This is a genomic window from Veillonella magna, from assembly GCF_959600285.1.
Lineage (GTDB): Bacteria > Bacillota > Negativicutes > Veillonellales > Veillonellaceae > Veillonella_A > Veillonella_A magna.
In genome coordinates, this window is record NZ_CAUGKU010000015.1 from 22,281 (window position 1) to 39,174 (window position 16,894).

At 43.8% G+C, this 16,894-nt stretch carries 12 protein-coding genes; 5 read left to right on the forward strand and 7 right to left on the reverse strand.

The features are described 5' to 3' along the window. Positions 1-337: 337 nt before the first annotated feature. On the forward strand, positions 338-1,621 hold the full coding sequence (gene larA / locus Q5873_RS08550; protein WP_303060446.1) for a nickel-dependent lactate racemase: 1,284 nt from the start codon (positions 338-340) through the stop codon (positions 1,619-1,621). Between the two features lie 325 nt (positions 1,622-1,946). Here larA and Q5873_RS08555 read toward each other — a convergent pair whose 3' ends face one another. From Q5873_RS08555 to Q5873_RS08565, 3 genes are all read right to left on the reverse strand, one after another. Continuing rightward, positions 1,947-3,278: an S-layer homology domain-containing protein gene (locus tag Q5873_RS08555; RefSeq protein ID WP_303060447.1), complete on the reverse strand. Its 1,332-nt coding sequence runs from the start codon at positions 3,276-3,278 to the stop codon at positions 1,947-1,949. A 601-nt stretch (positions 3,279-3,879) separates the two neighbouring features. Next, positions 3,880-4,857: a molybdopterin-binding protein gene (locus Q5873_RS08560; protein WP_028255471.1), complete on the reverse strand. Its 978-nt coding sequence runs from the start codon at positions 4,855-4,857 to the stop codon at positions 3,880-3,882. 305 nt (positions 4,858-5,162) lie between these two features. Continuing rightward, positions 5,163-5,858 (reverse strand): GntR family transcriptional regulator, encoded by a 696-nt coding sequence (locus Q5873_RS08565; protein WP_028255470.1) that lies wholly within the window; start codon positions 5,856-5,858, stop codon positions 5,163-5,165. Between the two features lie 236 nt (positions 5,859-6,094). Between Q5873_RS08565 and Q5873_RS08570 the strand changes: the two genes are divergently transcribed. Continuing rightward, on the forward strand, positions 6,095-7,045 hold the full coding sequence (locus Q5873_RS08570; protein ID WP_288761127.1) for a diacylglycerol/lipid kinase family protein: 951 nt from the start codon (positions 6,095-6,097) through the stop codon (positions 7,043-7,045). Positions 7,046-7,418: 373 nt separating this feature from the next. Here Q5873_RS08570 and Q5873_RS08575 read toward each other — a convergent pair whose 3' ends face one another. Continuing rightward, positions 7,419-7,844, reverse strand: coding sequence for a GNAT family N-acetyltransferase (locus Q5873_RS08575; RefSeq protein ID WP_303060448.1), 426 nt, complete (start codon positions 7,842-7,844; stop codon positions 7,419-7,421). Positions 7,845-7,882: 38 nt separating this feature from the next. Next, a complete protein-coding gene (locus Q5873_RS08580) occupies positions 7,883-9,235 on the reverse strand; it encodes an MFS transporter (protein WP_303060449.1) in 1,353 nt (450 codons plus the stop codon). A 563-nt stretch (positions 9,236-9,798) separates the two neighbouring features. On the opposite strand from Q5873_RS08580, the gene Q5873_RS08585 reads away from it, so the two are divergent. Beyond that, complete coding sequence (locus Q5873_RS08585) at positions 9,799-12,099, forward strand: LuxR C-terminal-related transcriptional regulator (RefSeq protein WP_303060450.1); 2,301 nt, start codon at positions 9,799-9,801, stop codon at positions 12,097-12,099. Between the two features lie 382 nt (positions 12,100-12,481). Here the strand turns inward: Q5873_RS08585 and Q5873_RS08590 are convergent, their stop codons facing one another. Further along, a complete protein-coding gene (locus tag Q5873_RS08590; protein ID WP_303060451.1) occupies positions 12,482-13,045 on the reverse strand; it encodes a YagU family protein in 564 nt (187 codons plus the stop codon). Positions 13,046-13,304: 259 nt separating this feature from the next. Here Q5873_RS08590 and Q5873_RS08595 point away from each other — a divergent pair, with 259 nt between their 5' ends. Together Q5873_RS08595 and Q5873_RS08600 are read left to right on the forward strand one after the other, a co-directional pair. Continuing rightward, complete coding sequence (locus Q5873_RS08595; protein ID WP_303060452.1) at positions 13,305-13,913, forward strand: DJ-1/PfpI family protein; 609 nt, start codon at positions 13,305-13,307, stop codon at positions 13,911-13,913. 227 nt (positions 13,914-14,140) lie between these two features. Next, positions 14,141-14,419 carry a glutaredoxin gene (locus tag Q5873_RS08600; RefSeq protein ID WP_205088402.1) on the forward strand — a complete coding sequence of 93 codons (279 nt, stop codon included), beginning with the start codon at positions 14,141-14,143 and terminating at the stop codon, positions 14,417-14,419. A 220-nt stretch (positions 14,420-14,639) separates the two neighbouring features. Here Q5873_RS08600 and Q5873_RS08605 read toward each other — a convergent pair whose 3' ends face one another. Beyond that, positions 14,640-16,649: a BCCT family transporter gene (locus Q5873_RS08605; protein WP_303060453.1), complete on the reverse strand. Its 2,010-nt coding sequence runs from the start codon at positions 16,647-16,649 to the stop codon at positions 14,640-14,642. Between the last annotated feature and the right edge of the window lie 245 nt (positions 16,650-16,894).

Below are 16,894 nucleotides of genomic sequence, written 5' to 3' on the forward strand. Positions count from 1 at the left end.
ACTGTCATGATGGTTGACCGTTAGCATACGTATATGAACGCCCTACTAACGTGCACTTTTCTCCCTAACGAAAGTGCCTTGGTAGGGTGTTTTATATTGATTAATTAATTTGTTCACTCTTTTCATATCTTTTAGTATATATAATATTTACTTTTAAACCGTAACAAGCGTATACTAACGATGTCGACAGGCTGTACCCTTATACGTATAACAAAGTCACATTAGGTCTCAATATATCCGACGGTGACAAGTCATAGTGTGCCAAGCTACGACAAGTCACAATACATTCGGCTATGACAATACAATTCATAGGCTATTAGGTAACGAGGTAATTATTATGAAAACTTTCTCTCTCCCATATGGCAAAGAGCATTGCACGCTAACAGTACCGGACGAACGCCTGGCCGGTGTACTGCTTTCTCGCGCACACGAATATAAAGCAACGAAAAGTGAAGACGAACTGGTGGCCGACGCGTTGGCCAATCCTATCGGTTCTCCGAAATTATCCGAACTCGCTAAAGGCAAGAAACGCTGTGTCATCATCTCCAGCGATCACACCAGACCGGTACCGAGTCATGTCATTATGCCGCAGCTTCTTCGCGAATTGCGCACCGGCAATCCGGACATCGACATTTCCATTCTCGTTGCCACCGGTATGCATCGTCCCACTACGCAAGAGGAGTTAGTGGCTAAGTACGGCGAAGCGATTGCTACTAACGAAAAATTTATTATGCACGTCAGTCGCAACGATGAAGATATGATCAGCATCGGTACCTTACCGTCCGGCGGGGAATGCCTGATTAACCGCGCCGCAGTGGAAGCCGATTTACTCATTGCCGAAGGCTTTATCGAACCGCACTTTTTCGCCGGTTTCTCCGGCGGGCGTAAGTCGATTTTGCCGGGCATTGCCAGCAAGGTAACCGTCCTGGCTAACCATTGCGCGGAATTTATCAACAGTCCTTACGCGCGTACCGGTAATTTGGAAAACAATCCGATTCATCGCGACATGCTCTACGCAGCCAAAGCAGCCAAGCTGGCTTTCATTTGCAACGTAGTTATCGACGCGGATAAAAAAGTAATCGCTGCCTTTGCCGGCGATCGCGAAAAAGCACATGAAGCCGGTACTGCCTTTGAAATGAAATTAGCCGGTGTTGCTCCCGTACCGGCCAATATCGTGGTCAGCACTAACGGCGGCTATCCACTGGATCAAAATATTTATCAAACCGTCAAGGGCATGACCGCTGCCGAAGCCAGCTGTAAAGAAGGCGGCGTTATCGTCATGGTATCTGCCTGCGAAGACGGTCACGGCGGCGAAGATTTTTATCGCATCCTTAAAGACTCCACCAATCTGCAGGACACGATGAACACCATCCTCGCTCGCAAGCGTAACGAAACCGTATTCGATCAATGGGAGTCGCAAATTTTGCTGCGCATTTTGTTAAAGCACGATGTTATCATGGTAACGAAGGCACCGCAACAGATGATTGAAGACATGCACATGCATTACACCGACAACATTGAAGATGCCATGGCCATGGCCGATGCCATCCTTGCTAAGCGCGGCGTAACCGACGGCTCCGTTACCGTCATCCCCGATGGCGTATCAGTTATCGTAAAATAACGCCACACATATCTTCACTTCATCACATTTATAAATTACACACTATCCATTATTTATCACCCATTACCTACCACTAATACTCCCCGCGTATTATTTATACTTACTATTTATACTTACTACTTATACTCACTGCTTATACTTACACGTACTACGTAAAAAAACAGTATGCTCGTTTAGAAATCTCCTACTATGTAAGGAGTCTGAACGAGCATACTGTTTTATTTTATGACTATACTATTGCTTTGACGTTACTTTTTAGATATTATCGCTTAGATGTTATTGCTTAAATGTTATTGCTTAGACGTTACTTTTTAAACGTTATTTCTTAGAACTTGAAATTCAATTCTGCACGGTAGTAATCACCGTAGCTATCGCCATTGCTTACCTTCTTGTTATTGAAGCCATAGTACGCGGTGAAGCCTACGTTCTTATACAATGCATAATCAACGGTGGCCAGCCAACCTTTGAAATCACGCGGTTTCAACTGTGCCCAGCGGGACGTAAAGATCGGAGTGCTTTCGCCTTCACGGAAGTACTGCATTTTTACATCCCATGTGCCTTGCTTGCCCATATTGTAATCGCCGTAACCGATGCCGGCTACCCAACCGCTGGTACCTTTATCCAAGTATTTTTTCTCAGCATTATCAATATTAGTCATCTTCACATATTCACCGCCGAGCCATACCTTGTCGGTCACCTTCGCATTCAAAGCCGCACCCCATACGTCGAACGGCAAATCATCATGACCTAAAATATAATAACCGTCTACACGAAGGTTCTTACTGAAATCAGCGCGCGCCTGCAAAATTGTTACACTCGGGTTAGCATCCGCATCAAGACCGTCAGCCCCCTTTTGAATCTTATTCCAAGTAAAACCCTTCGGTCCATATGCATAGGTGCTTGCATAATACGATGTCATTTTACCGTGGTTAACGGACAAATTCACCTTGCCCCAGTTTTGGCTGATGCCGATACCATCAAGGGGTTCATCATTGTAAATAAGACCTTCCCCGATGACAACGCCGTAACGACCTACGTTAACCGTCGTATCCTTGCCGAATTTATGAGCCACATAGGCACGGTCAAAAGCTACACTACCACTATTCTTGGCATCGCCGAATTCATAGTCGCCGGTGTCACCGGTACGAACGCGGAGAGTTGCCGTAGTGGAATCATTTACAGTCGCCGTAAATTGCAGGCGCGCCCGGAAGTCAAACCAAGATTTGCTATGTTTATGGGCCGCATCGCTTCGTAACTGTCCTTCTTTTTCAGAACCGCGATACCGCATACGCGCATCGCCGGTAATCTTCACATTGCCTACCTTGTTTTCAAGATTAGCTACGCGTACACCCAAATTGTTGAGCTCCCCGGAAAATTCATCAGCCAAGCGATTAATCATCGCCTGCTGTTCTGCATTGGCTCGCCCTTCATTCGCCATTGCTTTCGCTACCATCTGAGCCATTTCATAACGGGTGATGTTTTTTTGACCCTGAAAGGTGCCATCCGGATAGCCATTGATAACACCGGCTGCTGCCAATTGTGATACGGATTGGTATGCCCAATCGGATGGGGTCACATCGGTGAACGGATTGGCTGCCCCTACAACGCCAATACCTAACGCGGCTACTGCCAACGCAGTCACTACTGATTTTTTCATGTTCTCTGCACGTCCTTTCATAACGGGACCTACGCTCCCATATTGCCCTAATTATACGAGGATACACGACACGGTAGCAAGTAAAAGCGATAAATTATATAAGCTATTTTTATATCAATATTGCAATATCATTTGAAAAACATTTTTTATTTTTCATCGCAACGTATCCTTACATCTCGTCACTATTGTTAGGCAAATCATAAAACAAGATACCGCCTATACTCTTCATCATTTTGCGTCTTACCACATAGATAGCATTCGATAAATTAAAAGTCATATGTCATCGATTTGATTGAGATGAGAAAGATCATCCGTAAGACCTTCCCTCTCTAGTCCCCGTCTGCAATAGCTGTACCGGCACTCTTCAATACGGAAATCACAAACGTATTGGCAAATAATAAATTTATATGGATAACAAAAAAATCCCCGTATATAGGTTGAGCAACGTCATTCGTAAGACCTCTTCCTCCTCAGCTCCGATTCAATCACGCCGACATATAAAAAACAAAAAGCCCTTCCTATAGGTTGAGCAATGTCATTCGTAAGACCTGACTTGCGATGCCTATAGGAAGGGCTTTTATCTCTTAGATTATATTCGGCGTTATTGCAAACCACCGTGTCCCAACTTTACGCAATCCTCTTTTGTAATTTCCGTCCTCGATGCCAAATACGGCAAAAGCACGTCGAACGCCGTAGGCTTGCTGAACAATACGCCGCCGGGCAAACCTACAATCGGCGTACCGTCCGCCATATAGGCAATGCATACCATAGACCCCGGCAATACGGGCAGACCATATGTCACTACGCGCTCTGCGCAGCGAGCAATCGCACCCGGCGTAAGATCATCGGGATCGACACTCATACCGCCCGTGCAAAATACAATATCCGCACCGGCCGCTTTCACCCGACGAATTGCTTCGGCAATTAAATCCGTATCATCCGTTACGATTTCATGCGCTACCAGCTCCATGCCAAACGGCGCCGTTCGCTCCTTAATAATCGGAGTAAACGCATCCTTAATTCGTCCCGTAGCTACTTCCGATCCCGTCGTAACTATCCCCATGGTTTTTACCGTAAAAGGAACGACCTTTAATAACGGTTCATCACCGGCAATACGCTTGGCCTCTTCCACTTCGGACGTGTCCAAAAGCAGCGGAATGCACCGCATCCCTGCCAACTTGTCATCCTTCTTCACCGCCGTATGACTCCACTTCGTAACAATGGTGAGCTCACCAATCCCATTAATTGCATTAAGGCGATCCACATCAATGGAAAGCATCCCGTCATGCGCGGCAAAGGCCTCAATTTTTCCTTCCCGTACCTCCGACGGATAGATGCTATCATTCGCACACAGCGCATATAACGCTGCGGCCACATCCTCTTCGTGCATTTTATTTGTATCGCTCGGCTCCATTACAAAGATATGCTCCTTACCTAAGGAAAGCAACAGCGGAATATCTTCCGCCGTAATACGTTGCCCACGCCGAAACGGTGTATCCTTTACTTTTCCGATGACAATGCGTGCGATATCGTGACACAACACCTCACCCACTGCGTCGCGTACATGAATCTTTTTCATGTTAGACCTCCATGTCCGTGTTATATAGACTGTACACTTCATCCTCTGCATACATAGCAGTAAACGCACAAAAGCCTCGGCGATTGCCGAGGCTTTTGTGCTTGAGAAAAAAGAGAGAGAGAACATTTGAATTCAATTCAAATGTTAAGGGGCTTTGGGGGATGCCCCTAGATATGACCTTGCGTCATATCGTAATTTGATTATAACAAACTCCCCCAAAAAAGTAAACAGGTACAACAGGAAATTCCCGTATAAATTCCTATCAATTCTTTGATAGGTGCACGTCATTGTCTACTCAATAAAGACTATTCTCCAAATCGCTTAGCTCGTAAGTCGGCATGTGCCTTTTTAAATACAAATGCATTTCGAATATGCTTGCGCATGGCCTGCTCGGCTCGTTCCGGATCATGAGCGCGAATCGCATCCATAATTTCCATATGCTCGCGATCGCACAAATCGGTACGCCCCTTATCCAACGTGCTGATATACATATCACGATTGACCATTTCACGAAACTCTGCCAAATAATCTACAACCCGTTCGTTACCGGAGAAAAACGAAATCAACGAATGGAATCGACTATTAATTTGCACGCGATCCTCCGGACTGGACGAAGCAATGCCCGCATCACAAATGGATTGCAACTCTTCAATTTGTTCATCCGTGCAATTTTCCGCGCACAGTCGCGCTCCCAACCCTTCCATCATTTCGCGACACTGGTACATGGCAATGATTTCTTCCGGCGTATACCCTTTTACGGTAACACCCTTCCACGGCTTAATGACCACCAAATTATCCTTCGCCAATTTACGGAATGCTTCGCGCACCGGCGTAGCACTCACATTAAGCTGTTCCGCAATTTTTACTTCGTTTAACTTCACCTGCGGTTTCAAGGCACCTGTCAAAATAGCCTGTTTCAACGTTACATACACCTGCTCGCTTAACGGCAAGCGCCCGATTGAATCAATTGTATTTAAGCGATATTCTTCATGTTTTTCCATAACTGTTATCTCCTAATCACTCGTCGTCCTATTAAAATTCGTAATGACATCTATCGCCAAGTATACTATAATAAAAGGTGATATTAGAATGTAGATTACACATTCTGTAGTCTATATTCCATACTTAGTTTAATTATAAAGCTCCGCCGCTTTTTCTGTCAATTGCGGGCCGTTGTGCCTGCATGTGCATAGGCTTGGTTCGACGGAGCTTGCTTACGTATAGGAGCCTCTTACCAATGAGTCGATGTTTAGTAATTATTAACCCCGTATCGGGCGGTGGTCGTGCCGCACAATATGCGCTGGAGTTGGAGTGGCAACTCAGCAATATGTTTGACCACATGGAGGTTAAATTTACCCACGGCGCCGGCGATGCGACACGCTTTGCCGTCGAAGCCTCTCGCGACGGATTCGACGCTGTCTTCTGCATGGGTGGTGACGGAACCATCAACGAAACCGTCAACGGCATTGCCAAAGGTGGCGGTAAAGCTAAGTTCGGCTTTGTCCCCGTAGGCACCGTGAACGATATGTCCCGTGCGCTGGGCATTCCGTTAGCGCCGCTGGATGCCATTCGTTCCTTGGCTAACTGTGAAATTCGCCGCGTCGACATTGGTCGTTGCAACGATCAATATTTTTGTAATAATATCGCCGCCGGCGTCATTCCTAAGGTAGTGGAAGAAGTAACGCCGAAAGAAAAACAACTGCTCGGTCCGCTGGCCTATTTTGTCAAAGGCGGTCAAGCTCTCTTTACCACCAAGGATTATACCTTCCGCATTCGCACGGAAGATCACGATTTCACCACGCGCTCGCCACTGGTTATCGCCCTGTTAACCAATGTAGTCTCCAGCTTTGAAAAATTTATGCCCATCGCTTCCGTAGACGACGGTTACATGCGCATTATCATCTTTCGCGAATACTTTATCATGGATGTTCTCCGCATTTTACCACTCATCCTGCGCGGCTCCATCTACACATCTAAGTATGTAACGATTCTAAAAGTTAAAAAAGCACACATTGAATTACTCGATGACATCGAACTGCCTACCAATATGGATGGTAATAAAGGCCCCCTCATGCCGGTAGACATGGAAGTCCTTCCCGGCTTCCTCCAGGTGTATGTGCCGAAAAGCCCTCACCTACATCCATTGCCCGAAACACACACTTCCGCCAAGGCGACTAAGAAAAAATAGAAAAAACAAAAAAAATAGAATAACTATATAAAAAAGCTAACGCTCCCCATCCGATGATGGGGCGTTAGATTTTTTTATATTACAACAGCATCCCCCTTTCCTAGCGGCATGTACCCGCCGGAAACAAAAAGAGCCTCGGTAGGTGTGGCACAGAAACGCTTCATCAGGCACTCTCCTCCACCGGTATTCATCGGCTTATTTTAGAAAAGGCTCTATAGGTTAACGTAAGAAATGCTTCGCAAGACCTCTCCACGCCTCTTCGGCATGTACCGCCGGAAACAGAAGAGCCTCGGTAGGTGTGGCGCAGAAACGCTTCATCAGACCGCGTTTCCTAGCCACACCTACCGAGGCTCTTCCCATATAGTTCCGTCGATTACATACCGACCTTCTTCATCCACACATGCATAGTCCCGTCTTCATCAAACGGTTCCCCGCTGACTTCATAGCCCAGCCTTTCATAAAATGCTTTAGCTTGTAGCTGCGCTGCCAGCTTTGTCTCTTCACCGCCCATGACGCGGATAATATCCTCCGCCGCCCGGAGCATATCGGCGCCTTTTCCTGTGCCGCGACTATCCTTAGCCACCGCCAGCCGTCCGATAATAAACGCCGTCGGTTCTTCACGATCCCGATAAAAACGGCATACACCTACCGGTGTATCCGCTTCATCATAACCAACTAAATGCGCTGCTTCCGCATCCCATTCATCCGCATCATAACTAAAGCCTTGTTCTTTCATAAACACATCTTCACGCAAGGCCTTCCCCTCTTGGGGCAATTCGGAAAATACCTCTATTCGCATATTCGTTACCTACCTTTCATCGCCATGTATACATCCCATTACTCGCGTATCCATGACGGAATAATCCCTAAGAAACAGATTACCGCAAATACCATAAATGCGTGTTGAATATTATATAGCAGCACCGCCGTGGAATCAACCAAACCGGCCACCGACCGTGACAAAATAGAAGCTACGATAGCCATGCTGAGCACCTGTCCCGTAAGACGCACCGTACCGATAACGGAAGAGGCCAAACCAAAATATTGTTTCGGCACCGCACTCATAATGGCATTATTGTTCGGAGCCGAGAACATAGCGAAGCCAACGCCTACAATGACCAATGCTGCAATGATCATGGTTAATTCTTCCACATGTGTAGCATATATCATCACCAATAATCCTGCCCCGATGACAGCCATGCCTGCCGATGCCAAAACCTTTGAGCCATAGCGATCCGACAAGGACCCCGCTACCGGAGATAATACGGCCATAATAATAGATTGAATCAATAAAATCATGCCTGCGTGATTGGAGTCGTAGCCCATAATCATCTGCAAGTATAAGGACAATAGAAAAGCAATGGCAAAGGTAGCACTGTAATTCATCATCGCCGCCAAATTAGAAAAAGAAAACGTCCGATTTTCTAAAAAAATTCGTACCGGCAGTAACGGATCCTTCTTCGTTGCTTGGTAGCGCACAAAAATAACAGCCAGCACCAAGCCGGCCATAAGCATATACTTGGCCATCGGGTCCGTTACGATTTCCGACCATCCGTACATAAGCAGCACTAAGGTGATGCCGTACAACACGGAGCTGCTATAGTCCATGCGACCGTTCGGTTCGGAAATCCATTCTTCCTTCATAACCTTCAAGGTCAATGCCATCGCCATAGCGCCGTTAATAGTGATAAAGTAAAAAATACTGCGCCAACCAAAATAATAATTAAGGAATCCACCAACGACCGGACCTACGGCAAGGCCGATATAAATAACCGACACTGCCAGTCCCATGGCTTTCCCCCGTTTTTCTTTCGGATAAGCCAGCGCAATAATGGCCATGTTCGTGGCAAACAGCATCGCACTGGCAATGCCCTGCAAGGCGCGCACCAACAATAGCATTTCTACGGATTGCACTAAATGGATTACCACCGAGGAAAAAGTAAATAATGCCGTTCCTCCCAAAAAGATGCGTCGCTTGCCTACAATGTTGGATAGCCGTCCCATGGGTAATACAAAAATCGTACAGGTAATCAAAAATATTTCGACAATCCAACTCATGGCGGACGTGCCTGCACTGAATTCTTTGCCGATATCCGGTAAGGACATGTTAAGTGCGCTTCCCGTAAAAGGCGTTAAAAAAGAAGCCACCATAACGGTAAGCAGTACTGTATTCTCTTTTGATAGATGCAAATACCCTCTCCCCTTTCGCATTGATTTGTCATATCGTTTATACAAAAATTGTATTAATTTGGCATATATATTCTATTGTCAACCTAATCAAGTTGTGGCTATGGCCTGTGATAAATACGGTACATTAGATTTCAATACTTTTCTTGTCCTTATTGTATTGTACCTTATTGTCCCCTATCCATGTCAATGAAAATATTCCCAAAATCACATTTGCTACCCATGAATACTACAAAATTTTTATACTTGTGTATAATTTTATTTTTTTACCACATGACCTATAATTAAGTTAATCCATGAGCCGAGGCAACATCCCGACCCAATGCCATGAAGGCTCTGGAGGTATAGGGAACTCCTTTCATTATTCCCTATCAACGTATAGAGGAAACCTCGAACTAATTCTCCACTATACAACACATCCCACTCACAAGCAAAAAAGCAGGCTTACCCTAGCCTGCTTTTTTGCTTTCTTTTATATGCCCAGTATTTTCTTATACTTGGTTATATGCTAAAATATGTATGCAGTACCATGCAACTACATAAGTATTTTACAGGGGACACAAATAATGATTAAAGACAAAGACGTCATTTTGGCATTAGGTGAAAAAATTCTCCACAGCTACTATGAAAAAGGCGATATTGAACTGTTGTTATCCCATATGGATGACGATATTCTATTTGTCGGCGGTGGTCGGTCGTATCAGCTGCGAGGCTATGCCGATGTATCGCGCTTGTTTATTAATAGTCAGAAGAAGTTTTTTCCCTGCCATATTAATAATCACAGTTTTACCGTAAAACGATTAGACGATAACACATGGCTGTACCAGGCCATCTATGAAGTAGAGGCCTCCAGCCAGCATCTTCCGTTCCTACGCGATTACCAAAGTTGCGCCTTCGTATTCAAGCGAGCCAACGTGGTCGCATCGTATTGGAAAATTATTTACCTCAATCACGCTTGGGTATATCGCGGGCAAACACCGACGCGGATTCAAACCTTACAACGCAGTATCCGCGGCGTCGATTTGATGGAACGGCCGGATAATTTCAGTAACATGAGTGAGTCCGACCAACGTTTCTTTAAACGTGTCATCGAGGATCGATTCTATTCATTCCTTGATAAGGAAGATCAAGAATTCTTTATGGCCATGTCCTTATTCCGGTCCTTCACGCTGAGCCAAGCCCATTATATGTGGCGCCATAGTAATACGCCGGCACTGTTGGAAACGGAATCGGAAGCCAATATTTTCTTTAAATTCGATGTACAAACCGATAGTTATGTATTCCATCCGGCATTGCGCCATTATTTACAGCAGCATTTTACGGTTCAGCCTGTGGAATGGCAGCATAAACAACAACATCGAGCGGCCCGTTGGTATTTGTCCGTCGGCAATCATGAGCAAGCATTGAATTGGGCTCTCAAGGCAGAGGATTATCATACGGCATTGTCCGCTATCGAGATGGGGAGTCCGGAGTTACTGCGCTTCCAACCGGCATGCATTCGTCGCGAAATACTCGATCATTGCTCCGATAAATTAAAGCTCCAGCATTTGCGCGCGTACCTGCGCATTCTATTCTCACTTTTTGCACATAATGACTTGGAACTGTTCGATACACATTTGGCTACATATTTTAAATTGCTGAATCACGCCGAGTTAGGGGAAAGCACAAAACAGGAATTGCTTTGCTACGGGTATTGTATGAAAGCCCATCGCGCTTTCAACGATATTGATGAAAGCTTGAGGTGGATGAAAAAAGCCCGTGAATCCTTGCCGACTTCGCCGCGTCCGGCCATCGCTTTCATGTATTGGCCCTATGGCGTACCGGCATTATTATCGCTGTATCACAGCAATCCCGGCGAGCTTACGGAAACACGCGACAAATTGGAACAAATTATTAATTATGCCATAGAGATTGTCAATGATCCATCGCTCAAAGTATGGGGCGATGTTCTTTGGGGTGAATATTTCTACTTCACCGGTGAGTTTGATCGCGCCGCAGCCTATTTCAAAACAGTAACCGATACGTTAGGGGAATATTTAATTATTCCCGGCGCGGTTATTACTGCGCTGTTCTATCAGGCGCGCATCTTGATCAATCGCGGCAATGCTCATGACGTAAAACTGATTTTAAATAAGATTCAAGATTTATTGCCGAACACGAGCAGTACCAGTCACATGGATATGGTCATCCTTTACGAAGCATACTTGAACGGTATTTTGGAATCGCCGGAAAGCAATGTACAGGAAAGCTTGCATCTTTTAAACAAGAGCCTGTTCTATTATCCGACGCAGTCTATCGTCAACTCCATTCGCAGTCGTTTGCTGCTGGCGAAAAAAGACTTCGTTCATCTTCAGGACCAAGCCTACACTACCTATGATTTGGCAGTGGAACAAGATAACTTGGTTATCCGTATTTACAATTTACTCTTCCTGGCTATTGCCTCATTGAAAAAAGACAATGCTTTCCAAGCTAAAGAGTATGTGATTCAGGCTATCAACTTGGCCGTACCGGATAATATTATCACGCCGTTTGCGGAGTGTTCCGAATATTTATCGGACATTCTGTCGTCTATTTTTGTCAGCTCCGAAGCATCACAGTTTATCAATCGAATTTTCCACTCTTCCTTCGCTCGTTCTTTACAGCACATTCGCCGCGATATTGCGCCATCGGCCTTGTCGCGCTTATCCACCCGCGAACGCGAAGTAGGTTCATTCGTTGCGCAAGGCTGGACGAACAAAGACATTGCCAAGCATTTAAGCGTCGCCGAAATTACGGTGAAGAAAACGATCAGTCGTATTTTCCAAAAGCTGAACGTAAGCAATCGCGCCGCTTTAACACGGTATTGGCTTGACCATAAACACAATTAATTACTAAATTAATTACTAAACTAATTACTAAACATACCGACTTATACCTATCGCTTTCAGCCGATTCGTCGGTACAAATAAAACTCTCAAAATAAGCGTATCTCACATCACTTTTGATGTAGGATACGCTTATTTTACGTGTTCACCATTCTTCACCGTATGTGCAAAGACTATGATGCTCCGCAGGTACAACAAACAACAAAAAAATTTTTAACACAACACTTGCCTTCAGAGATGTATTGTATTTAATCCCAAGCCCTAAAAAATTTTGATACAACACTTGTCTTCAGAGATGTATTGTACATACTCAGGGGCATAAAAAAAGACTGTAACGAAAAGAAGTACATGCTTCACTTCGCTACAGTCTTTTGGCTTCCGCTAATTAGCGACTGCCCATAACTTTTTCCGGATCAGGTTCGCCGGTCATCCGATTTCGCAAATCACGACGAGCAATTTCCATAATCCACAGCCACCATAAGTGACCGAAAAGTTCAGATAGATTTTCGTCAAACGGAATGTCTGTCGTCGGCGGTGTCAGTCCCATTAAAGGCATAACAATTACATGTGCCAACAAATACACGAAGAAACCAAACACGCAACCTTGCCACATTTTAATGCGCGGCCAATACTCGGCAATTACGCAATACCCCACGGCAAATATGATAGAAAATAATACATGTACCGTAAATACATCGACCGGCAACTGCACACCGGAAAATGTGTATGATGCATCAGGCACACCCATCATATCCAGCAACACCTTCGGCGGTGTTACTCGTGTTGCCGCATCCAATGGCCAAAACACATTTGGATCTCGCGGCGGGAACGGCACTTCCCATCCCCATTTGGCAATGGCCCCGATAATACCTGTAATAATACCGATAAGAACGGCCAAGCCTATGTGGCGCCGACTTTCATTCGTTACATAAGAAAATCCAACTTTCATACTACATATCCCTTCTTCACAATATATATAACCCTCGAAGCGGATATGATTATAGCACTAGCCGTCGGGCTTGTAAATTTAATATAATAAATATAAAGAGTAGGATTTACAAGATATTTTTATGCCTAGGTAATAGCATATGTATGTCCAAATATTGGCTTTATAACCTATAGCAAAAAAATAAAAATAAGATATTATCTGCGCATGGCTATTTCCTATACTAAATACACCTTAGTAATAGAAAAAGGAGGTCTCTACAATGAATGCTGAATATAATGTATCTATTATCCTCTTTCCTGATTTTGAAACCTTAGATGCATTTGGGCCTATTGAAATTCTTGGAAAGCATCCCTCTCTCCATGTTACATGCTATTCACAAAATGGTGGTCTTATTTCTTCTGCCCAAAACATAGCTACAGATACATTATCCTTTGATGCTATCCCCGCTAATTCGATTATACTCATTCCCGGTGGAAAAGGAACTCGTTCATTAGTAAATGATTTGGATTTCCTACGAGCACTCGATACACTCTGCCACAATGCTGATTATTGTTTAACAGTTTGCACCGGCTCTGCTCTATTAGCACGCACCTCACATCTCAATGGACGCTCCGCTACTTCCAATAAAAAATCATTTGCATGGGTACGCAGTCAAAACGAATCCGTACAATGGCAAAGTTCCGCACGTTGGACTGTCGATGGAAAATATTATACATCCTCTGGAGTATCTGCCGGAATAGATATGGCCCTTGGTTTTATATCTGACAGGTTTGGTCGTAAAGACGCCGAATATATTGCCCATCATATCGAATACCATTGGAATGATACGCCTTATATGGATGCTTTTGCTTTCAGAGAAAATGATTAGATGATACAGTACACATCTTTACGCTAAGCACCGACTTTACTATTCTATATCTCCTCAAAAAACTAAATATCTATAACTATAAATAGTCCACTTTTAAATTTGTTACATATCTTATATAATAAACATAGCATCAATCTACGATTGATGTTAGCCACGATTACAACCTTATTTTGTGTCGTTGGCAACTATTACATACCCTATATGGTAAAAAGAGAGGATGTTGACATATGAAAGAAATTTTAGGTTTCCATCTTAACGGTTGCCCTTACTGCGCTAATGCATTTCGCGCCATTGACGAATTGAAAGCAGAAAACCCGGCATACAAAGATATTAAAATTACTTGGGTAGAAGATCAGGATGCTCACGAATTATTTAAAACGCATCCTTACGAATATTATCCGAATATGTGGTTCGATCTCGACAAACAGTACGAAGCACAGCCGGGTGAAACCTATGCCCAGACAAAAGCATACATTAAAGCTGTTTTCGATAAAGCATTGGCCTAATCCCTGCTACATGTTATAACGAAAAACATATACATTCAAAAAACGTGGCGGAAGATACTACTATCTTCCGCCACATTTTTATTTTCTATGATAACGTTCCCCTTCTACTATCATTCTTTTCGTAATATTCTTGACTATGATTTTCCCTTCACTATCAAATTTCTGCTACCATCATTTTCCTTCTACAATGTTTCCCTCCTAAAAATTTTTATGCTGTCACTTATTCCTTGTCATACAAATACAAACTGTGATGAACATCGCTGGCCATTTTAACATACCGCTCATATTGCCGTAGCACATCCGTAATCAATTCCTCTTTACGCATATACTTCACACTGTGGCCGCGTCGGCCATCGGAAAAATAACAAATCGGTTCCAGCGTATGCGACGTATCCACCGTAGGGAAGGAAGGATTATCTACTACCAACTGCGAGATGGCCTTTTCCACACAGGTTACACCGTACACAAAATCGCGCAAGGTTTCCTTTTTGATTACCAGCTCTATATACGGTGCATCATCTTTTAAATTTTCTCTAATCAACGCCGTAATATTATACTGCGCCAACTCCTTTTCAATCTCTGTGAAAGCTGACCGCACTGTCGTATCCATAAAGTGAAGAAGCTGAGTACGATCCATAGTCGCTACAATGGTTCCCAATCGCTCCTGCCAACGTTCGCCGGTCCAATACGATGTCCCCTTCGTTAAATCTCGACTGAAATACGAATTATCTATAATCATTCCTTTCAGCAAACAGAAAGACAATATAATCATAATCAACGCAAAGGGCAACGCCATAACAATATTCATAGTTTGCAGCGCCGCAAGCCCGCCCGAGTACAACAACACGATAGCGAGCAATGCCATAAGTACGCCCCATAATATACTTTGCCAACGAGGAAATTTTGTTTTACCGTACGAAGCAATACTGTTAATAACAAAAATTCCCGAATCTGCGGAAGTAATGAAAAATATAGCGATAATCACCAACGCCAACACCGATGTCAACAATGGCCATGGCAAGAGCTGCAAAAATTGAAATAACATCTGCTCCGTTTGTCCCGCCAATACCGATAAAACACCGCCGCGATGACTGTCCAACCAAATCGCCGAGTTGCCGAAAATTGTCATCCACAAAATATTAAATATCGTCGGCACTACCAATACGCACATAACAAACTCGCGAACCGTGCGGCCCCGCGAAATTTTAGCAATGAACAAACCTACAAAAGGTGCCCATGAAATCCACCAAGCCCAATACACGATAGTCCAAGATGTAAACCAATCCTTGTGCGTTGTATCATAGGCAAAGGTTCTAAAAGATAACTCTACCAAATGGGATAAGTAATACCCTATATTCTGTGAAAACGCCGACAACACATATACCGTAGGTCCGGTAATTAAGACGAAGAGCATTAAAATGCCGGCAATGATTAAATTTCCTTGACTCAACAAGCGAATTCCTTTGCCCACACCGGATATAGCAGAAATAACTGCCATCGTCACGGCAATAGCAATAAGTACCGCAATCGGCGTAAAAGATGTATCATGATATCCCGTTACCGACTGAAGTCCGGCATTTAACTGCAATGCTCCATACCCTAACGTTGTGGTAAGACCAAATATCGTAGCACACAAAGCAATGATATCAATAAGATCCCCCCAAAATCCATTTATATCTTTTTTCAAAATAGGATAAAACCCGGAGCGAATCGTCAACGGCAATCGATAGCGAAATCCAAAATACGCTAAGGATAATGCAATAATCCCATAAATGGCCCATGCGTGAATACCCCAATGAAACAAGGTATTCAACATCGCTTCTTGTTCTTGAATCGCCGGAGTAGCACTACTGTGAAGCGGCACTGCATAATGCAAAATCGGTTCGGCCACCCCAAAATACATCAAGCCAATACCCATACCGGCAGCAAATAACATGGCCACCCAAGAGAAAAAAGAAAATTCCGGTTCTTCATCATCATCGCCTAAGCGTATATCTCCCAAAGTGCCTACGCTAAGAATAACAAGAAAAATTAAAAAGAAGGCAACGCTCAAAATATAGACCCAACTAAATTCATTAAAAATATAATTTTTCATGCCACTCAAATAAGCATTAGCTTTTTCTGGTACCAACATGCAGCCCAAAACAGTGACAATAATAATGATTAGACTGGGAATAACTATCCGTTGTTCTAAATTAGTCTTTATTTTATTTCCCCAAAACATTTTCATACAAAATCCTCCTCTCTTAATAACTTATAGGCTATATTTCCCTTTTTATTGCAATACTACCGTTATATTCTAATTATATCATTTATTTCCTCTCTATATATTCTCTAAATAAAAAATTTATTACTGTATGAGTAAATAATAAACTACATAAATAACAAACTGCCTATATGTACAACAAAAGCGTCAACCTTTCGGTTGACGCTTTCTTTCCAATCAGCGACTTCCTATCCTCCCGGGCCGTCTCC